16 protein-coding genes are annotated in these 19458 nt (G+C 60.8%); 10 read left to right on the top strand and 6 right to left on the bottom strand.

Features of this window, described 5'->3' with window-relative positions; all coding sequences use genetic code 11:
- From DTX69_RS06870 to DTX69_RS30960, 6 genes are all read left to right on the top strand, one after another.
- A partial coding sequence (locus tag DTX69_RS06870) for a cupin domain-containing protein (RefSeq protein WP_284735601.1) occupies nucleotides 1-260 on the top strand: 260 nt, incomplete at its 5' end.
- A gap of 345 nt (nucleotides 261-605) precedes the next feature.
- Entirely contained in the window at nucleotides 606-1112 is a 507-nt protein-coding gene (locus DTX69_RS06865; RefSeq protein ID WP_162916779.1) for a cupin domain-containing protein, read from the top strand.
- Nucleotides 1113-1269: 157 nt separating this feature from the next.
- The gene (locus DTX69_RS06860) at nucleotides 1270-2655 is read left to right on the top strand and encodes a sensor histidine kinase (RefSeq protein ID WP_119300756.1); all 1386 of its coding nucleotides are present in this window, start codon (nucleotides 1270-1272) and stop codon (nucleotides 2653-2655) included.
- A 33-nt stretch (nucleotides 2656-2688) separates the two neighbouring features.
- Complete coding sequence (locus DTX69_RS06855) at nucleotides 2689-2979, top strand: hypothetical protein (protein WP_119300755.1); 291 nt, start codon at nucleotides 2689-2691, stop codon at nucleotides 2977-2979.
- A 461-nt stretch (nucleotides 2980-3440) separates the two neighbouring features.
- Nucleotides 3441-3863, top strand: coding sequence for a hypothetical protein (locus DTX69_RS06850; RefSeq protein WP_119300754.1), 423 nt, complete (start codon nucleotides 3441-3443; stop codon nucleotides 3861-3863).
- 81 nt (nucleotides 3864-3944) lie between these two features.
- Nucleotides 3945-4229 carry a DUF2934 domain-containing protein gene (locus DTX69_RS30960; RefSeq protein WP_119300753.1) on the top strand — a complete coding sequence of 95 codons (285 nt, stop codon included), beginning with the start codon at nucleotides 3945-3947 and terminating at the stop codon, nucleotides 4227-4229.
- A 64-nt stretch (nucleotides 4230-4293) separates the two neighbouring features.
- Here DTX69_RS30960 and glgX read toward each other — a convergent pair whose 3' ends face one another.
- Nucleotides 4294-6450, bottom strand: a complete 2157-nt coding sequence (gene glgX, locus DTX69_RS06840) for a glycogen debranching protein GlgX (RefSeq protein WP_119300752.1) — start codon at nucleotides 6448-6450, stop codon at nucleotides 4294-4296.
- 16 nt (nucleotides 6451-6466) lie between these two features.
- Here glgX and DTX69_RS06835 point away from each other — a divergent pair, with 16 nt between their 5' ends.
- On the top strand, nucleotides 6467-7576 hold the full coding sequence (locus tag DTX69_RS06835) for a TIGR03885 family FMN-dependent LLM class oxidoreductase (RefSeq protein WP_284735600.1): 1110 nt from the start codon (nucleotides 6467-6469) through the stop codon (nucleotides 7574-7576).
- Between the two features lie 87 nt (nucleotides 7577-7663).
- The gene (locus DTX69_RS06830) at nucleotides 7664-10117 is read left to right on the top strand and encodes an AI-2E family transporter (protein WP_119300751.1); all 2454 of its coding nucleotides are present in this window, start codon (nucleotides 7664-7666) and stop codon (nucleotides 10115-10117) included.
- A 63-nt stretch (nucleotides 10118-10180) separates the two neighbouring features.
- On the opposite strand, the gene DTX69_RS06825 is transcribed toward DTX69_RS06830, so the two are convergent.
- Nucleotides 10181-10549 carry a response regulator gene (locus DTX69_RS06825; protein WP_119300750.1) on the bottom strand — a complete coding sequence of 123 codons (369 nt, stop codon included), beginning with the start codon at nucleotides 10547-10549 and terminating at the stop codon, nucleotides 10181-10183.
- Nucleotides 10546-12720, bottom strand: coding sequence for a PAS domain-containing sensor histidine kinase (locus DTX69_RS06820; RefSeq protein ID WP_119300798.1), 2175 nt, complete (start codon nucleotides 12718-12720; stop codon nucleotides 10546-10548). The genes DTX69_RS06825 and DTX69_RS06820 overlap by 4 nt, the downstream gene beginning before the upstream one ends.
- A 220-nt stretch (nucleotides 12721-12940) precedes the next feature.
- On the opposite strand from DTX69_RS06820, the gene DTX69_RS30005 reads away from it, so the two are divergent.
- Nucleotides 12941-13231, top strand: coding sequence for a hypothetical protein (locus DTX69_RS30005; protein WP_162916777.1), 291 nt, complete (start codon nucleotides 12941-12943; stop codon nucleotides 13229-13231).
- Here DTX69_RS30005 and treZ read toward each other — a convergent pair.
- Complete coding sequence (gene treZ / locus DTX69_RS06815; protein WP_119300797.1) at nucleotides 13218-15125, bottom strand: malto-oligosyltrehalose trehalohydrolase; 1908 nt, start codon at nucleotides 15123-15125, stop codon at nucleotides 13218-13220. The genes DTX69_RS30005 and treZ overlap by 14 nt on opposite strands.
- 10 nt (nucleotides 15126-15135) lie before the next feature.
- Nucleotides 15136-16035 (bottom strand): NAD(P)/FAD-dependent oxidoreductase, encoded by a 900-nt coding sequence (locus tag DTX69_RS06810; RefSeq protein WP_284735599.1) that lies wholly within the window; start codon nucleotides 16033-16035, stop codon nucleotides 15136-15138.
- A gap of 713 nt (nucleotides 16036-16748) precedes the next feature.
- On the opposite strand from DTX69_RS06810, the gene DTX69_RS06805 reads away from it, so the two are divergent.
- Nucleotides 16749-17048, top strand: a complete 300-nt coding sequence (locus tag DTX69_RS06805) for a DUF2934 domain-containing protein (protein WP_119300748.1) — start codon at nucleotides 16749-16751, stop codon at nucleotides 17046-17048.
- Between the two features lie 599 nt (nucleotides 17049-17647).
- Here the strand turns inward: DTX69_RS06805 and DTX69_RS06795 are convergent.
- A complete protein-coding gene (locus DTX69_RS06795) occupies nucleotides 17648-19105 on the bottom strand; it encodes a phospholipase D-like domain-containing protein (protein WP_119300746.1) in 1458 nt (485 codons plus the stop codon).
- Nucleotides 19106-19458: the final 353 nt, after the last annotated feature.

Genomic DNA, 19458 nt, shown 5'->3' with positions numbered 1-19458 from the left:
GCAAGCTGCTCGCGACTGACACGGACCGGCACCGGGTGAGCATGCTGGTCCGCCTGGCGCCTGGCGCGAGCTATCCACCGCATACGCATGCGGGTGTTGAGGAACTTCATCTCCTGGATGGCGAGCTGTGGATCGACGCGCGCAAGCTCTTCCCGGGCGACTACAACTACGGTGCGCCAGGAACGGGCGACCAGCGCGTCTGGAGTGAGACCGGCTGCACCTGCGTTCTCATCACCAGCACCAAGGATACTCTTCGCTGAATCGCCCCAAATGCCTGGGGGCGCATGATCCGCGCCAAGTGCCCCTCGAGATCGGGAAACGCCGCCGGCTGATTCAGGGGCCGCTCTTTCCGCCCTACTTCTGTCTCGGACCAATCCAAAGGCGAGCGTTTGACGTTTTAGGGATATGCAATGCTTGCATTCCCCCTCCATCGGGCAGGTCGCGGTCAAATTCGTGAATGGTGACAGGTCTTTAGCCGCATCTCCACCGATCGCCCGGTCGCGGCCGAGCAAGCTGGCGGCCGATCTCCCATGAGCCCGAGCCCACACCTGAACCGCTGCGGGCAGAGGGAGGTGACGTGCGCGTACGCCCTGCAAGCCCTGCCTGTGAGCGAGATTGCGGCGGTCGAAGCGCACATCGCCGCGTGCCCGGATTGCCAGCGTGAGCTGGAAATCCTGCGCCCGGTGGTCGAGCGGTTTGTCGGCTGGCCCACCGATGTGCTGCGGCCGACGACATCGCTGCAGGCGCGCCTTGCGCTTCGCATCGCCGAGGAGACGAGAAAACCGCCGGTCCTGCCGACGGCGCGGCAGTGGTCCGAGCCCGAGTGGGAACAGGTCGCGCTCGGCATTGAGTGCAAGCTGCTCGCGACTGACACGGACCGGCACCGGGTGAGCATGCTGGTCCGCCTGGCGCCTGGCGCGAGCTATCCACCGCATACGCATGCGGGTGTTGAGGAACTTCATCTCCTGGACGGCGAGCTGTGGATCGACGCGCGCAAGCTCTTCCCGGGCGATTACAGCTACGGTGCGCCAGGAACGGGCGACCAGCGCGTCTGGAGCGAGACCGGCTGCACCTGCGTTCTCATCACCGGCACCAAAGACGTTCTGCGATGAGCATGACGAATCTCTCCCATGTTGCGCGTTGCGGCTTACCGGGAATCGATCGCGTCCGCCTCGCGGTGCACACCTGCGACGTCTGTAGCAGCCGATACCAGCTCGTTGCGTCGCTGGCGCTTCCCGAGAACATCGAAGAGCAAGTCAGGAGCCGCGCATGAACTTAGTGCATCAGGGCGAAGCCCACCTGACCAGCAGCAGCTTCGCGGCGCTTGCTACGTTGGACCAGGCGGCGATGGACGCTCTGCCGGGAGCAGTCTATTTGTGCGCCGCGGACGGTAGAGTGATCCGCTTCAACCAAACAGCTGCCGAGTTGTGGGGGCGATCCCCGAACGCGGGAGATCCACGCGAGCGATTTTGCGGCAGTTATCGGCTCTATCGAACCGACGGCGCACTGCTGCCTCATGACCAGTGCCCGATGGCTGCGGCGCTGCAGACCGGTGAATGCTTCCGTAACCAGGAAGTCGTGGTCGAACAGCCGACCGGACAGCGGCGGACGGTGCTTGTCAACATCGACGCTCTCAAGGATCAAGCAGGCCGCATCGAGGGCGCCATCAATTGCTTCCAGGATATCACCGAGTGCAAGCAGAGCGAGCGTCGATTCCGCCAGATGATCGATTCACTGCCGGCGGCGATCTACACAACTGACGCAGGGGGTCGCATCACACATTTCAACCCGGCCGCCGTCGCCTTCGCTGGGCGTGTTCCGCAACTGGGGACAGACGAATGGTGCGTGACGTGGAAGCTCTATTATCCCGACGGCACGCCAATGCCGCACGATGAATGCCCCATGGCCCTTAGCCTGAAGGAGGGCCGCCCGATACATGGCGCTGAGGCCATCGCGGAGCGGCCCGATGGAACGCGCGTGTGGTTCACGCCTTATCCGACACCACTGCGCGACGATGCCGGCCGGATCGTGGGTGCGATCAACATGCTGGTGGACATAACCGAGCGCAAGCGGGCCGAACAGCATATGTGGCTACTCACCCGCGAACTCGAGCATCGCGTGAAGAATATCCTCACAACGGCGATCGCTCTCACGCGACTGACCAAGGCCAACACGGCCAACGATTTCGCTGAGGCTCTCATCGGTCGCCTACAGGCGCTCGCGTCCGCGCAATCACTGCTTGCAGCGAGCCGATGGCATGGAGCCAGCCTGCAAGGGCTGATCGAAGAGGAGCTGGCTGCGTTCATCAACGTCGAAGATCGCGTTGTCGTTTCGGGGCCGGCGTTGGAGCTCGCGCCGGACGCGGCACAGTCGGTTGCCTTGATCCTGCATGAACTGACGACGAATGCGACCAAGTATGGAGCGCTCTCGCAGCAAACCGGCCGGATCACAGTGGAATGGAATGTCAATCGAGAGCACTTGAGCCTGCGCTGGCGTGAAACAGGCGGACCGGCCGTGGCGCGGCCGGCGAACGTGGGTTTTGGTAGTCAACTGATCGAGACCACGTTGCCAGCTCTGAACGGCGAAATTCACTATGACTGGAACACGGAAGGCTTGGTCTGCACCGTTCGCATTCCGGTGGACAGGCTGCGATGACAAGCGCGTCGTCGAACGCAAGGGAGGTAACACGTGACGTTTGAGACACTTGAGCCGCGCAAATCGCCGAAAGCGGACGCGCGGAGCACAGCGGCAAACAAGAGTTATCGCTGTTACTTCACCGACGTCGACGATCGAATCCGATCCTACGAGCAGATCGAGTGCGAGAATGACGCAGAAGCGACGCTGGAGGCCCAGAGACTGCTGGCTGCGTCGCGATTTCCCTCAGCCGAACTCTGGCAGGGCAGCCGAATTGTTGGGAGATGGGGCAATACCGATGCCGCGAGCCCAAGGCGCCAGGCGAACGGCGACAGCAGCATCTAGCTGGCGGCGCTGACCTGGGGCTTGGGCTGGTTCGTGTTCCGCCTCGCCGAACGGAGCCGCGCCGAGATGCCCAGTGGCCCGATCATGAAGGCGGCGAGATCGGAACCATTCCACCAGATTGCCATTCTAAAAAAATGATGTCCGACGACGCCACTGATTCGGCGTTTGGGACGTGGCACTAGGAGCCTCACGCTATGATCAAGCAAGACATACTCGACCGAGTGTTTGGGCAATCTCCTTCACCCCGCGAACCTCAGCAACCAAACGAGTTCACTTTGGCGCGGGAGCGAGAACTGGCAGAGAAGGCCAAGAGAATTGAAGCGCTTCGCAAGACTCGCATTGACCGAGACGCAAAGCACTGACTGACCTGGGACCGGAATCTATTCGGACCGGCCCCGTTGATCGGAAGTCGAAGCACCTCGCCATATTTCTGCGAGGCGTACGACGGGAGAGCTTCCAGAATGAAGAATTTCCAAACCATGCTTGATGCTGCCGCTGGCGCGCCGGAGGCGCAACGTCCTCCCCAAGAGCCGAGCGATGCCGCGAAAGAACGAGAGCGGGCCCTCGCAGAGCACGCGAGAAAGATTGAGAAGCTGCGGCAGATCCGCTTGGATAACCCTGAAGAAGGGTCGCTCTCCTTGGTCTTTGAGGTTGTCCGGCATCGCGGACGTTGGCGCACGCTTCATCGCGGCAAGCTTTCCCCTCCCTATTCAGATCAAGCTGCGGCCGTCCTTGCCGCAAAGGCCGTGGCGAGGAAGAAACGCGAGCAAGGTTACTCCGTCGAAGTTGTCCTTCGCCGTACAGATGGTAAAAGCGTCGTCCAGTCCATCGACGATGACGAATGTGTCTCAAGCAACCCGGCACGCTCCCGCGGGCAACAATGAGCGTTGCCGGTCCTTCGATTGAAGCCGCAAAACTCAGTGGCTACGGCGAAATCCAAGAGTTAGTAATGGGAGTCTTGAGCCATGAAAGACCGTCAGGAGTCAAAAGTGCCGCAGCCGGCAAAGCCTGATCCAGACAACAATCTGGGACGGGGCGCTCCGTCTGACCGTGAAGAACGGATTCGACAGCGTGCTCACCAGCTATGGGAGCAAGAAGGCCGGCCGGAGGGTGAGGCCCAAAGACATTGGGACCGTGCCGCGGAAGACTTGGACCGTGAAGACGCGGAAATCCAGCGCGAAGGAATTGCAGACGGAAAGCCGGGTCCCCGTCCCACTCGCGATACCGAGCACGCTCGCGACAAGGCTTAGTTACGAACGGTAATAATCCACACGCTGGTCGCCTATGGTCCGGCTCGCCCGGCGGCGATTGCTGTTACTCCCTCTGCTGTTTCCCGGTCCGCAGCGCAAACAGCAGCATGGAGCGGCCGGTCACCTCGTATTGATCACCGACGCTGAAACGCGGTCCGTCATCGAGTTCCTCGTTCTCGCCAGGCCGGTTGGTGTCAACCAGCAGCATCCATTCGCTTCCGTCATCCACCGCCGGCAGGGAGAAGACGACGACATCGTGATGAGCATTGACGATAAGCAGCAGCGATGCTTCGCTTCCGCGCCGCTTGATCCCGCTGCTTTGCGCACGCCCATCGAGCAGGAGGCCCAGGCACCGCGCCTGCGGGTCTTTCCACTGCTCCTCGCCAATTTCCTTGCCGGTCGGATCTAGCCAAGCCGAATCCTTGATATCCATTTCATCATTCCACTCCCCCGTGAGATAGCGGCTCCGCCTCAGAACGACGTAACGGTGACGGATCGCCAGCAGTCTTTGACAGAACCGTGTGAGGCGCTGCGCTCGATCATCGTGGTCCCAATTGACCCATGAAATCTCGTTGTCCTGGCAATAGCCGTTGTTGTTGCCCTGCTGGCTGCGGCCGAACTCGTCGCCGGCCAGCAGCATTGGCGTCCCCTGGGACAGAAGAAGCGTGGCGAGGAAGTTCCGCTTCTGCCGCTCCCTGAGTTCGATGATGGCGGGATCGTCCGTCGGCCCCTCGACGCCGTGATTCCATGAGCGGTTATCGGAATGGCCGTCCCGATTGCCCTCCTGGTTCACTTCGTTGTGCTTCTCGGCGTAGGAGACGAGATCATTGAGGGTGAAGCCATCGTGAGCTGTCACGAAATTGACGCTCGCCCACGGCTTGCGCCCCCGCCGGTTGAACAGGTCGCCAGAGCCGGTGATGCGCTTGGCGAACTCCGGCAGCATCCCATCCTCCCCCTTCCAGAAGGATCGGACCGTATCGCGGAAGCGGTCGTTCCATTCCGCCCAGCCGGGCGGGAAGCGGCCCACTTGGTAGCCGCCTGGGCCACAATCCCAAGGCTCTGCGATCAGCTTGATGGCTGAGAGCACCGGATCCTGGCGGCACGAATCCAGGAATCCGCCGCCTTCATCAAAACCGTGCGGCTCCCGCGCGAGAATTGTGCCGAGGTCGAAGCGAAATCCGTCCACGTGCATTTCCTGCACCCAGTAGCGCAGCGAATCGGTGACCATCTGGAGCACGCGGGAATGCGAGAGGTTGAGCGTGTTCCCCGTCCCGGTGTCGTTGATGTAGTAGCGCCGCTGATCGGGGATCAGCCGGTAGTATGACGCGTTATCGATGCCTTTGAAGCTCAGGGTCGGGCCAAGCTCATTGCCTTCGGCCGTATGGTTGTAGACGACGTCCAGGATGACCTCGATTCCGGCAGCGTGGAACCTTGCCACCATCTCCTTGAATTCGGCGAAGGCGAAGTCAGGCACACTCGCGTAGCGACGCTCCGGCGAGAAGAACGAGATGGTGTTATAGCCCCAGTAATTTCGCAGGCCCTTGTCGAGAAGATGGCTGTCATCGACGAAGGTGTGAATGGGCAGCAGCTCGACCGCCGTGACGCCTAGGCCGCGGATGTAATCCAGGACGGGAGAGTCGGTGAGGCCGCGGAACGTGCCCCGCAGCTCCTCCGGCACTGCCTCGTGCAGCTTGGTATAGCCGCGCACGTGGGTTTCGTAGATAGCCGTGCGTTCCCAGGGAGTTCGGAGCGGACGGTCGCTACCCCAGGTGAAGGCCGGATCGATGACACGGCAGCGCGGCACAAACGGGCTGCTGTCCCGGTCATCGAATGTGAGGTCATCCTTGCTCTCGAGCTTGTAGCCGAACAAGGCCGGGTTCCAGCTCAGTTGGCCGATGATTGCCTTGGCACAGGGGTCAAGCAAGAGCTTGTTGGGGTTGAAGCGGTGTCCGTTCTGGGGATCATACGGCCCGTAGACACGGAACCCGTAGATGGTTCCCGGCCGCGCATCCGGCAGGTAGCCGTGCCAGACCTCGTCGGTGAATTCCGGCAGCTCGATGCGCTCGAGCTCCGTCTCGCCGTGCGGATCGAACAGGCACAGCTCGACCTTGGTCGCGTGCGCTGAGAACAGAGCGAAGTTCACGCCCAAGCCGTCCCAGGATGCGCCCAGGGGAAACGGTAAGCCTTCGCGCAGCCGCGATCGTCGGATCACCTGGGCCATCCGGCCTTGAAGCGGTTTGTTCAAGGAAGAATCCTCCGTCTTGCGCTTGAGCGAACAGGACGAAGGCGCTCGCGTTCCAAGACGAGCGGATCGTGCCGCCGAATTCGCGCGCCGCTTGGAACACACGCCCCGATCGGCGGTTGTGGATCTGACGGCGCACACCATGGTTCGCATCGGCTACCACTGCTCCCATGAACAATTCGCTCCTTCGGAGCTGGTGCAGCTTGTCAGGGAGGCCGAGCAGGCGGGCTTCCAATGTGCCATGTCCTCGGAGCACTTCCAGCCCTGGTCGACGGCGCAGGGCCAGTCCGGATCGGCCTGGTCGTGGTTGGGTGCGGCGATGCAGGCGACCGGCCTGCCGTTTGGAATCGTCTGCACGCCAGGCTACCGCCACCATCCAGCCCTGGTGGCCCAAGCCGCGGCGACGCTCTGCGAAATGCATCCCCGACGCCTTTGGCTGGCGCTAGGGAGCGGCCAGCGGCTGAACGAGGGCATCGTCGGCGATTTGTGGCCAGAAAAGAGCGAACGCAATGCCCGGCTGCGGGAATGCGCGGACATCATTCGCGCCCTGTTGCGCGGCGAAACCGTGACGCACCGCGGCCGGGTCACTCTAATCGACGCGCGGCTCTACTCTCTCCCGGCGGAGCCGCCGCTGCTCCTCGGCGCTGCCGTCACTGCCGAAACGGCGCGCTTTGTGGCCGGCTGGGCAGATGGGCTGCTCACGACCGCTTCCTCGCCGGAGAGCGTGAAAGACGTGGTCGAGGCTTTTCGCGCCGGGGGTGGCACGCACAAGCCGTTGTTTGCGCAGGTGGGGCTGAACTGGGCTCCAACCGAGGAGGATGCGCTGCAAGCCGCGTACGAGCAGTGGCGGTTCAATGCCGTTGGAGGTGAGGTCAATTGGGAAATGCGGTCGCCGGCGGACTTCGAGACTGCCGCGCGGTTCGTTCGTCCAGAAGACATGCACGGCTCGCTTTTCATCTCGTCCCAGCTCGAGCGACACACTGAGCGCTTGCACGTGCTGGCATCCATGGGGTTTGAGGAACTGCACCTGCATCAGGTGGGCCGCAACCAGCGGGCCTTTATCGAGGCGTTCGGCTCCGAGGTCATTCCGGGCCTCATCGCCTGACGGCCTGAGGTGGAACCAAGTTTGCGCCGACCGGGTTATGGTGCTGGGTCAAGGTTCTTCGCTCTCGGCATTGTCAATGGGGCGGTCATGGCTGATGAGCAACCCGAGCAACCCGGTCAGGCGGCAGGCACAAATTCGCAGTCGATCCTCACGACGGGAGGCATTCTCCTCGCCATCGCAGCACTCTACTTTGGCAGCGAGCTGTTCATCCCGTTTGCGCTCGCCGTTCTTCTGGCCTTTGCAATCTCTCCCATCATCGATGCGTTGAGACGCTGGCGCGTGCCGCGTGTGCCTGCGGTCATCTTCACGGTCGCGCTTGCGATGCTCCTGATCGCAAGCGTGTCGTATGTCCTCTCGACACAGCTGATCAGGCTGGCGGAGTCTATTCCGAGCTACCAGCACACGATGCTCAACAAGATAGACTCCATGCGGGGCGAGCAGGCGGATGGAAGTGGGGTGATCGACCGCCTTGCTGCCACTCTTGAGCGGCTTCGCAGCCGGCTGGCCCAGCAAGACGAGCGCGAGCCAAGCGGGCTGCCTCGATCCGCTTCGGACGGGCAGGACAGAGCTGATCCGATCCCGGTCATCATCGAGTCCGAGGCAAGTTCGCCGATGGACGTCTTTCGATCGGTGATCGGCCCGCTCCTGAAGCCGCTTACGACGGCAGGGCTTGCCATCGTCTTTGTCCTGTTCGTTCTTCTGGAGCGCGACGACCTGAGGGACCGTTTCATCAAGCTGGTTGGTGCGGGTGACCTGCAGACCAGCACCGAAGCGCTGAACGAGGCGGGACATCGCATCAGCCGCTATCTGCTGATGCAGCTAATCCTGAACGTCAGCTATGGAGTGCCCTTTGGCATCGGTCTTTATATCATCGGCGTTCCCAATGCCGTGCTGTGGGGCCTGCTTGCGATTTTCCTCCGGTTCATTCCCTATCTCGGCCCGTTCCTTGCCGCCCTGTTCCCAATGACGCTGGCCTTCGCCGTCGATCCGGGATGGTCAATGCTTCTATGGGTCGCTGGGCTATTCCTGGCAATGGAGCTCGTCAGCAACAATTTCCTGGAGCCTTGGCTGTATGGCTCCAGTACGGGATTGTCGCCGCTATCTGTCATTGCTGCGGCGATTTTCTGGACCACTCTTTGGGGGCCGGTCGGGCTGATTCTCTCGACCCCGCTGACCGTCTGCCTCATTGTGATCGGTCGGTATGTTCCTCGGCTGAGCTTCCTCGGCACCCTCCTGGGGAGCGATCCCGTCCTCGCGCCGGAGGAGCAGCTCTATCAGCGCCTTCTTTCTCAGAACCACGAGGGCGCGATTGAAATCGCAGAGCGCTATGTTGACGAGCATTCCGCTCCAGCTTTCTACGATCATGTCGCTATCCCCGCGCTCCGCCTCGCCGAGAACGACCGCCAGAGGGATGCTGGGGCTGGCGGCTTCAGGCGGACTGTGGCAGAAGGCATGTCCGCCGTCGTCCCAGAGGTAACGGAATATGCGCAGCAACGGAAGCGCGGGGACGAGGAGGCCGGGGACGATGCTGCTTCTCATTCGCTGGGCGAGCCGTGCCTTTGTATCGGAGGTAAGACCGATCTGGACCGTGTGGCGGCTGAAATGGTGGCCCAGACGCTCCGCGAGCACGGGATCGGCTCGCGCGTTCTTCCCCCGATCACAGTTAGCCAGAATGGCATTGGCCGCATCGATCTCGCGGGAGTCGATGTCGTGTGCCTCTCCTATCTTGCGCAGGAGCCTCAGACTTACGCGAGCTTCGTTTGCCGGCGCCTCAAGAGGCGGGCGCCGAACCTGAAGATCGTCGTCTGCCTATGGAACACGGCGATCGGGCCGACACTTGCCTCCGAGTTGAAGGATCGCTCTGGCGCGGACGCGGTGGTCTCCTCAATCGCGGCCGCGGTGACACAGATCGCGGCGCTGACCGCGCCACCCGTCACCGCGCCTATGCAGGCGGCTCCGATCCCGGAGAACGAGCAGGACCGTCTCCGTGTGCTCCAGACACTGGGCTTGGTCAAAGCCGAAAGCCGGCATTTCGACGAGGTCGCCGCAAAGGTGGCCGCCGCCTTTGGCACCCCGATTGCCTTGGTCAGTGTGGTCGATGAGGCGCACCAGAATTGGCCGGGCGCGACCGGGCTGCCCCCGGCTCTCGATGCGTGCCGGCGGGAAGCGCGCGAAACCTCTATCTGCGGCCACGTGGTGGCAATGGGCGAGATGGTGGTCGTTGAGGATGTATCAAGAGACAAGCGGTTTGCAAACAATCCGTTCCTGATCGAGAACGAAATACGCTTTTATGCCGGTGCGCCGCTGCGGACCCGATCGGGCTTCACGCTCGGCTCGTTATGCGTCATCGACACGAAGCCCCGCTCGTTCGGCAGCAAGGAACAGGCATTGCTGCGCAGGATCGCCGACGATCTGATGCACAAGGTGGAGCAGGAATGCGAGGGAGTGGAGGAAACGTCGTCCGGTTCCTCCCTGGCAGCCCGCACCGCAACCTCGGTTGTCAGCGACGCAGAAGTCGAACTCGGTCGTGCTGCATCCTAGCCGCAGCGACATTTGTCCAACATGATCGACCGAGGCGCGAGCACGCCTGGAGAATCTCGGTCGCTAAGGGGCGCGTGAGAGTGCCGCTGAAACCTGCGCCTGCAGTTCGTTGATCGAGAATGGTTTTGTAATCACCGGGGATGCGCTGAATCCTGGAGGCAGTCCTGTTCGACCATATCCCGTACTGAAGACGAACGGAATACCTCGATCCTGAAGTATACGCGCCACGGGTGCCACCGATTCGCCTGCGAGATTCACGTCAAGTATTGCGATTTCAACAGGTGTCGATTTTGCCAATTCACAGGCCTGCGAGACACGCGACGCTGACGCCGTGACTTTGCACCCCAACTGGGCAAGCATGTCCTCAATGAGGAGAGCAACCATACCCTCGTCTTCAACGAGCAGTACTGGCAACTCGTTGAAGCCGATCATTGGTCTATCTTTGAATTCACCGGAATCTTTATCTGGCAACGCACGCCTGCCGCGTCGAATGCCAAGTCAAACTGCCCTGCCAAATCGTGCTCAATGCAGGTCTTCATCAGGCGAGTGCCGAATCCACGCCGGGTCGGGGGCGTAACCCGAGGTCCTCCATGCTCATTCCAATCAAGGTGCAGCACGCTCCGCGCTCCGTCTTGATGCACTTTCCAGGACACCGAAAGCGCCCCCTCTTGCGAGGATAGTGCGCCATACTTTGCGGCGTTGGTGCAGAGTTCGTTCAAGGTCATGGTGAGACTTAGGGTGGTTTTGGGATCCACCTGGAAAGCGGGCCCATCAATTTTAATGCTATCGCCATTCTTTCCCGCAAAGGGAGCCGCAATCTCCCCAAGCAGCACGTCTAGTGGAGCTTCTTTCCAATGCCTTTTCGTCAGCAGATCGTGTGCTTTGGCAAGGGCCAGCAATCTGGCTTGAAACGCTTCGGCGAAATCCGTGATGCTGCTGGAGTGCTTGGCCGAATGAAGCGCCAAAGACTGAACAGTCGCGAGGGTGTTCTTGACCCTGTGGTTGAGCTCGGCAACCAAAGCCTTCTGATGGGCTTCGGCCTGTTTTCTTTGTGTAATATCGACCATCATATTGATCGCGCCGACCACATTTCCCTCAGCGTCCCTCAGTGGAGTCGGATATGCCATGAACGGCACGCGCGTGCCGTCCGGCCGTTCCGCGACAGCTTCGGCTCCGCGGATTGCCCGTTGCTCCTTCAACGCGACGGCCATCGGACACTCATCGTGAGGTAGCGGCGTGCCGTCAGGCCGATAGAGCCGCCAGCTGACGCACCATTCATCGTCCGGCTGCGGGATGCGGCCAGTCATCTCAACGGCCGCCTTGTTGTAGAATGTGACCCGGCCATGTTGATCGGTCGTATAGACCGCCGCGGGCAATGCTTCGAGCAGCTCCCGCATGTGGCGTTCACCATCTCTGATACGGTCTTCCAGAGTCTTGGCTTCTGTCACGTCCTGGATGACCCGAACTCCGTATCGGAACCGACCTTCCGGGTCCCGGACTGACGTGCTCGATACATCGAGGTATCGGATCGTGCCGTCGCGCCTCAGTGCCTTTTTCCGAATGGAGTAGCCCTCCAACTCTCCTCGGACCTGGCGCGCGTAGAGAGCAGCATCCCGCTCGCGATCATCCTCATGCGTGTAATCAAGGAAGCTCATCCTGAGAAGCTGCTCGCGCGGCATGTCCAAGATTCTGCAGAGAGCATCATTCAGTCGGAGGATACGACCGGTATGGTCAGCTTCAGTGATGCCGACGTTTGCGGCTTCGTAGGTTGCCGCAAGGCGTCCGTCGATGTCCGCGCGGGCGGCTTCCGCTTCGTACAGATCCGTCACATCAATGGTGAAACAACGCGTATTGGCGAACCTGCCATCCTCGAAGCGGCCGCTGGATGTGATTAGGACATGCTTGATCGAGCCGTCCTTGGCCCGCAGTTGCGCCGGAAACCGGATGAGCCTCTCTCCACAGGAGAGGCGCTCCAGGATCTCGCCAATCACCGGAGCCTCGGCGTGGAAGGTCGCGATATGCCGACCAATATATTCATCCGCGGTATACCCCAGGAGATCCAGTTCCGACTGGTTCGCCCGCAGAATGATGCCCTCGCCGCTCACAATGTGGAGAGGGACGGCAGCATTCTCAAAGAAGTCGTCGAGCTCTGCGTTCTTGCGACGCAACTCATCCTCGACTGCCTTGCGCGCGGATATGTCCTGAAAGCAGTTGATGGCGCCCTGAATGTCGCCGTGATGGTCCCTGAGCGGACGGATGTTCACAAGAGCAACAAATCGGGACCCGTCCGGCTTTTCGATCATGACCTCGGCGTTGCGGGTGGCCGTTCCCGTCCGGATGGCTTCGGCCATCGGGCAGTCCTCGTGTCGAAGCGGCCGACCATCTATGTGGAATAGGCGGTGCGAACCACAAAAGCGCTCGTTGGCGTCTGGCACTCTCCCCCATAGCTCTTGTGCTTCCGCATTGTAGCGGACGAGCTGTCCGCCCCGATCGCATAGATAAACTGCGCCCGGTATAGCATCGAGCAAGGATGGCGGTGCAGCGACCAGTGCTTCGTATTCTGTGATCCCCAAAGCTCTAGGAAGATGTTCAACGCTCGACATCAAGCCCCCACTGTCGAAGACATTACGTATCATCGGCTGCCCCGACCAACATTCGCAAACAAACGTCCTGGTAGAAAGTTCCCGGTATCTAGCGATGCGCATGCATCCCAATGCGGAGGCGGCCTTCGGTATGCAGGATCATAGCCGAGTTGACGAAGACGCCCGGCCACAAGGCTGCTTTTGTACCCCGGGCAAAGGATGTCGCAATTGGATACCCGCTATGGCCGGAGTTTCGCACGCCAAGGAAGCCGATAGCTCGCAGGCGTTGGTGGTCGAGGGCGCCACATCCGACGCTGGTCAGGAGGCAAAGCGATTGTTGATGTTCTCAGCACGTATTGGCCTTGCGGCTTCAGGTGCTTGGCATACCAAGTGGCTTCGTACGGTCGGCAAGTTGTCGCTCGAGAGCCGCGAAACCGGCGAGCAAGTTGCCGTTGCGCATCGGGCTGAATACATCCGGAGCTTACCATCAAATGCCGCAACTACTTGCCTGCGCCTGACTAGCCAGACTTAACCGCGCCCACCAGAAGTACAGTATTTGCTGGCACGTGCCAGCCACGCTCGCTCTCCATCTCCGGCGTCCCACTTCCGCCATATCGCGGGTCTTCGCTTGACCAGAGCACTGCCCAAGAGAGATCGACAGGCGGCGCCAACAGAGGTTCAGGCAGTCTTTCGAGCTGAAGGTCGTCACCGAGATTGGCCAAAACGAGCCGATCAGCACGATCAGGCGAGAAATACCGCAACACAAGTGCGTTTCCGCTTAGCACTGCACCATCCACCTCGATGCTTTCTAGCGCGCGAAGGGCGGCATCGGTTCTCCGCAGCGCCAGGAGATCGCGATGCAGAGCGAGGACGTCCTCATGCTCTTGCTGCTCGGACCAGTCCAACTTCGAACGCCGAAACGTCTCAAGGTCGCCCGGATCCGTCAGCACTGCCTGCATTTGGGGTGTCGCGAGGCTCGGAAATTGTGCCAGAAACTCGGCTCGTCCGTGTCTTACCAAGGCGGCGATCTCCGGCTTATGGTCGGCGAAATACAGGAATGGCGAGCTGGAAGCGAACTCTTGGCCCTGGAACAACATGGGCGTTCCCGGAAGGAGCAAGAGAAGTGCCGTCATCGTCCTGTAGAGCGCGGGACCCGCCAAGACGTGGACACGAACGCCCCGGCCGGAATTGGCAATCTGATCGTGATTCTGCAGGAAATTCACGAAGGTCGATCGAGGCAGACCGCGCGTGCAACTTCCGCGCTTTTTGTTCTGCCAGCGATAGAACTGCCCTTGATAGAGATAGCCACGTTTGGCTGCCGACACGAGTTCCTGCGGCGTGCCGCAATAGTCGGTGTAGTAGGCTTCGCGCCGACCAGTCAACCGGACCATGGCAGTGTGATGGAAATCGTCGTTCCAAAGCATGTCAAAGCCGTAGCCCCCTTGCTCAATGGGATCTACAAGCTGCCGCTGTTGGGGCTCATTCTCGGCGATGATCAGCACGCTTCGGTCCCGCGCAGCCGCACGCGCGGTCTGCGATATCTCCGACAATATGTGCTGTCGGCTCGAATCGGACATGTCCTGTGTTGCGTCGATGCGCAATCCGTCGAGGCGAAATTCCTCTGTCCAGTAGCGCACGTTGGAAAGGACGAACTCACGTACCGGTGCGGAGTAAGGTCCGTCAAAATTGATCGCATCACCCCATTGGGTTCTATGAATTTTGGAAAAATAATGGTCTGCAAAGCGGCGCAGGCAGTCTCCGTCGGGGCCGAGATGGTTATAGACGACATCGAGGATGACGCCCATTCCCAGACGATGCGCCTGGTCGACGAAGGTGCGCATCTCATCAGGAGTTCCATAAAGACGGGTCGGTGCGAATAGATTGACGCCGTCATAGCCCCATCCGAAGCTGCCAGCAAAATCAGCGACAGGCATGATCTCTAATGCGGTAATACCGATGTCCGCAAGATACTCTAGCCGGCCGATCGCGGCGTCCCAGGTGCCTTCGGACGTGAAAGTCGCCACGTGCATTTCGTAGATCACCTGACCCTGCTTGCTAAGGCCTTTCCACTCCGTAGCCCTCCAGCGATAGGCAAGCGGATCCACGATCATGGACGGCCCATGAGGACCAGCTGGCTGGAATCTTGACGCCGGGTCCGGGTACAGCTGGTCACCATCGTCAAGCCTGAACCGATACAGGGTGCCTGGACCAATCCCGTTCATTACGGCGGAATGATAGCCATTTGCTTCCGCTTTCAGCTCGAAAGAGGTGTACTTGCCTCGTGCCCTCTCTAGCACGACCTCGACGCGCTTTTGGTCTGGCGCCCATACGCGAAAGTGCACGTCACTGTTCATGAATTCCGCACCGATCGGAAGTCGCCGGAGGGGCGGTTCTACATGGGGCGTTTCGCGTTGGGAGTCGCTCATGCCGAATGCCTCAGGTTTCACCTCCGGAGCTTCGAGGCAGGTCATTGTGGACTGCAGTGGCAGCAATGGCGGCGTGTCCGAAGGCGACTGCGATCTGGTCCAGCTCCTGCACCACGTCTCCAGCCGCGTAGAGGCCGCGGACCGATGTCCGTTGATGGCCATCGACAAGGATGCATGTTGTGTCGGTACAGCCGGCGCCAAGCCGTCTGGCTAGTTCGGAGCGCACGGTCGTCCCCAAAGCCGCGTAGAGCACGTCGAAATGCAGATGAGTCCCATCCGGAAGGGCCGCAGTCACCTGCCCGGCGATGGCATCGAACCGGAGTCGCTGCTCACGCAGGATTCTGATGCCTGGCTCTCCGCGTTCTGGTTTGCTCGTCCTGTCGGATCGGAGGAGATCAGAAGCCAGTACCGTAACATCGGGGGTATAGGTCCGGAGGAACTGCGCCTCCTTCATCGCATGGTCGATTGGTCCTATGACCGCGACCTTGCGCCCTACGATCTCATAAGCGTCGCAGATTGGGCAAAAACGCACTATGCCTCGAGCGACCAGTTCGTCCAGGTCCGCTATGTCCGGCTTCCGATCGACCACTCCCGTTGCCAACAGAACAGTGCGCGCGTTCAAAGCAACACTGGTCCCGCCAACTGAAAAACCACCATCCACGGCGTCAACGGTCTCAACTTGGCCGATGAGCGGCGAAACACCAAACCGGGCTGCCTGCTGATGGAGGCGGTCGAGGAGATCGCGTCCGGAAACGCCATCGGGAAACCCGGGCAAATTGTGCGTGCGAGGAATCAGCTTTGCCCGGCTCGATCCGGCGTCGACAAGCTGGACGGCCCTACGAAATCTCGCGAGGTATATGGCCGCGGCCAATCCGGCCGGACCACCGCCGACGATGACGCAGTCTAGCAAGTCCGTGCACCCGTAGAGGAGAGCGGCTGCTTCATTGCGAATTGCGGCCTGGCGAGAGCGGAAAAGGGGCCATGTCGTCTTCGGGGCAGTTCCCGACCTGCAACATGATTCGTTCACCCTTCTTGCGAGGTACGGTCGCTGCTTCGCAGATTCGCTCACAATGGCAGAGCTCGCCATCAACCCAGAGCTTTCGCCCCTCCAGGTCACGCGGATCGCTATAATCGCGATCCAGCACTACGGTTATGATGCGGCTGCCATTTCCTTGCTGCCGCGATCTCAGCGCTCGAAACGCAGGATATGCCTTCTGCAAGTTCTCCAACTGTATTCGGCCCACTGCGAACCCGGTTTCCGGAGCTCGCAGCCGAGGCGATTGAAGCCGAATAGAAGAACCGCATTGTCGCATAGGCCGTTCCCGAAGCGGATCATCGAACGGCAAATTCTTCGAGAGAACGACCGTCGATGTAGAACGACGCCTGGGGCTGGCCCGAAGGGCGCTCCTGTGTGTGGCGGCGCGATGTGGCAGGTACCGCCACAAAGGAGGTAGGTCTGCTGTATCCGCATGCGCTCGCACTCGACGTATCCTTGCCGTGGTCTAGGAATGAAGATGTGGTGGCAAGCCAACTGAACAGGTCAACATACCAGCACCGCCTCTTGCGGTTGGAACACGCCTCAAGCCGCTGCATTTACATTGCGTGCGGTCGAGGAGGCACGTCATGGATGACCGGGAGCAGAGGATTCGAGAGCGGGCGCGCCAGATTTGGGAAGACGAAGGCCGGCCGGATGGACGCGAGCGCGAGCACTGGGAACGCGCTGAGCGCGAGATCGAAGGGCAGAACGAACATAAAGCCGACAGCGAGAGCGCCAGTTCAAGCCAATCCAGCGGAAGCTCTGGGCTTGCATCGGGCCTGCAGCCTGAAGGAACCAACCCGGCCGGGCCTCCGGGCACGAGGGCAGGCAGGGGAGGTACCGCCGGTCCGTCAACCGGATCCACAAAGGATAGCTCAGGTAGCTGAGCGATCCCGCTGTTACAGACCGTTCTCGATGATGTGCGTGGCCGAGGGCTGGCGTGAGATCAGCTCAGCTGGCTCAGAGCTGTTCGCGTTTGAGCCGGGTCGGAAGGTCAAAGCGCTCACGGTAGTCTACTATGGTTCGATGACAGCGATGTCTGAAAATGGCACCCGGCTAAAGAGATCCCAACAGGCGAGCTCGGCTATCGGAGTTGAAGCTGACCTATTCAGGGCTTCCTAGTACGCCTAGCGACTCAAATCGGACTTCTGGCCGGTTTGGCCTATGTGTTGATCTCATCGGCGGCGCCGCGCGGCCGTTAGGACCGGCAAATTGCCGCATGCCACAGGCTGACATCACGATGTGTGCGGCACAAGGCCGATCCCAGAGGCGGCTCTTAGCACGTTTCTGCCGATCGTCCCTGGCGGGAGAGGTCCGCTGTTGGGCGAGGACCTGACATCGCAAGGTCTACCTCAGTGCACGCAGCTGAAGGCGCTAGGCCTTCCGGAGCGCGTTCGCCCTTGCCGGATGAGTGTTGGTGTCGGCTTAAGCGACAGGTTGCTGCAATTTGGTCCGGCAGCTGCCCGGCGCCGCCCGTCGGGCATCACTACATCCCATCGACTACGTGTTGGGCGGTCGGCCGGCGCCAGGGGCGCCACGCATCCGCGACACTGATCGGATCGCCGAGACTCCACTCCGCAACCACTCGCCCGAACAGACTAGGCGCCGTCCGCTCAAATGGGCGCAGTCTGCGCTCTCTACGTTTGTCCAACGCTTCGATCGCCTCGATCAAGCTACCGTGCGACTCTACCGCTTTTGACACGTGCTCTGTGGTGGAGCCGAGATAGTGGGCGATTAGGTAATTCCGAAACTGCTCGATCGCCTGCCGACTCTGCTTCCCCTCGTTCCGATCATCAGCCTCTATCGCGAGGTCGCATTCGGTGTCATAGCCGAATGAACGATTATTGAGGTTTGCGGATCCGATGCGGAGAAACCGGTCATCGATGAGTGCTACCTTGGAGTGAACGACGATCACCCGCCCGCCGGATGTGAGGGGCGCGTAGGCTCTGAACCGGTCGTAAGCGTCAGCTCTCGCCAGCTTAGGGATCAACGCGTCGCGCGTTCTGTCCATACTGAAGAAATCATAGAGGCTCGGACTGTGCCCCGAGCAGATCACGACGACCTCAGGACCATCGGGCTCGCTCAGACGCGCCTTGAGCGCAGCGCAAATTAGAGGCGAGGCGAAATACTGGTTCTCGAGCACTATGAGGCAGCGCGCCGCCGCGATCGCCCCGAGGTACAACGCCTCGTTCTCGCGGATGGACGGGCGACCGCGCCAGGCAGGTTCAGTACGGGCGATTGCGACATGCACGTCCGTGAGGGCCGGAATGGTTGTAGCGGGCCAGGGGTCATCAAGGCATCGCTCAGGTGGCTTGATCACTTCGCCGGTTGCTCGCTGCCACCGCGCTCGAGCAAGGTCACCCAGCGCCCCGGCGGCAGCGCCGTCCACCATCATTGTAACGTCATGCCGCGGCTCGTACGCCCGTCCCGACGGCAGTCGCCGAGCGGGGTGATCGTCGGGATGGCTCGGCGTATCCCAGCGGTTCGGCGCGAAATCCCCTCCGCCGCAGAATGCCACCGCGTCATCGATCACAAGCACCTTTTGATGGTGGCATGCGCCGAACGGGACGGAACTGTCCAGCCGGAATGCGAGCCGATATTCGAACCATTTCTCGGCGCGCTGAGGATAGAGGTAGTGCGTCAGAGCGAACAGAATTGCCATATCCCAGATCAGAACATGGATGTCGAGTTCCGGACGCTGCTTCTTCAGGTCCAAGAGGAGAGGACCGATTGCGTCCGGTTCGGACTTAGTCTCAGCTCCAGGCTCGAGACGCGTGCGGGGATCGAACTCCCAGCCGAGCAAGAGGATCGAATGGCGAGCATTTCGCAAGAGAGCCTTGACTGCGGCAAAGTACGCCTCTGCGTCGATCAGGAACGCGATCCGATTTGCTCTCTCGATTCGCCAGCAGGTCTGGCCGGGCCTTAGAAGCGATGCTCCTGTCATAGATCGCCATTCGGCTTAGTTCTCGTGTTCCCACGCTGCCGCGAGCGCGTGGTTCGGATCAACAGTCTCGAGACCCGAATCCGTTCGATGCCTTGGCAGACAGAACTACGGTTAGGGCTGCCCAAATCCAGACCCGGTCACCTCGTCGTAACAAACCTGCGTATTCGCAACCGCTTAGGAGAGATCCCAGCAAGCGATGTCAGAAGGGGACGCGAGGAGGCATCCCATGGCACCACCTGAATCAGATGGCGGCACTAAGGCCAGCAACGAATAGGATTAGCGAAAGTTCCCGCCAAACGAACGGAACGACCGCTGCACAGGATGCCTGGGCTGGGTAAGCCCTCTTCTAGGTT

It is taken from the genome of Dongia deserti, assembly GCF_003574735.1.
Classification (GTDB): Bacteria; Pseudomonadota; Alphaproteobacteria; order Dongiales; family Dongiaceae; genus Dongia_A; species Dongia_A deserti.
Note: the sequence above shows the minus strand (reverse complement) of the source record. Positions and strands in the feature narration are given on the sequence as shown.

Excerpts from the sequence above, each read along its gene's own strand:
- DTX69_RS06850 (WP_119300754.1), top strand. The coding sequence starts at position 3,441 with ATGAAGAATTTCCAAACCATGCTTGATGCTGCCGCTGGCGCGCCGGAG.
- DTX69_RS30960 (WP_119300753.1), top strand. The coding sequence starts at position 3,945 with ATGAAAGACCGTCAGGAGTCAAAAGTGCCGCAGCCGGCAAAGCCTGAT.
- glgX (WP_119300752.1), bottom strand. The coding sequence starts at position 6,450 with ATGGCCCAGGTGATCCGACGATCGCGGCTGCGCGAAGGCTTACCGTTT.
- DTX69_RS06820 (WP_119300798.1), bottom strand. The coding sequence starts at position 12,720 with ATGTCGAGCGTTGAACATCTTCCTAGAGCTTTGGGGATCACAGAATAC.
- treZ (WP_119300797.1), bottom strand. The coding sequence starts at position 15,125 with ATGAGCGACTCCCAACGCGAAACGCCCCATGTAGAACCGCCCCTCCGG.
- DTX69_RS06830 (WP_119300751.1), top strand. The coding sequence starts at position 7,664 with ATGGCTGATGAGCAACCCGAGCAACCCGGTCAGGCGGCAGGCACAAAT.
- DTX69_RS06805 (WP_119300748.1), top strand. The coding sequence starts at position 16,749 with ATGGATGACCGGGAGCAGAGGATTCGAGAGCGGGCGCGCCAGATTTGG.
- DTX69_RS30005 (WP_162916777.1), top strand. The coding sequence starts at position 12,941 with ATGGCCGGAGTTTCGCACGCCAAGGAAGCCGATAGCTCGCAGGCGTTG.
- DTX69_RS06825 (WP_119300750.1), bottom strand. The coding sequence starts at position 10,549 with ATGATCGGCTTCAACGAGTTGCCAGTACTGCTCGTTGAAGACGAGGGT.
- DTX69_RS06860 (WP_119300756.1), top strand. The coding sequence starts at position 1,270 with ATGAACTTAGTGCATCAGGGCGAAGCCCACCTGACCAGCAGCAGCTTC.
- DTX69_RS06795 (WP_119300746.1), bottom strand. The coding sequence starts at position 19,105 with ATGACAGGAGCATCGCTTCTAAGGCCCGGCCAGACCTGCTGGCGAATC.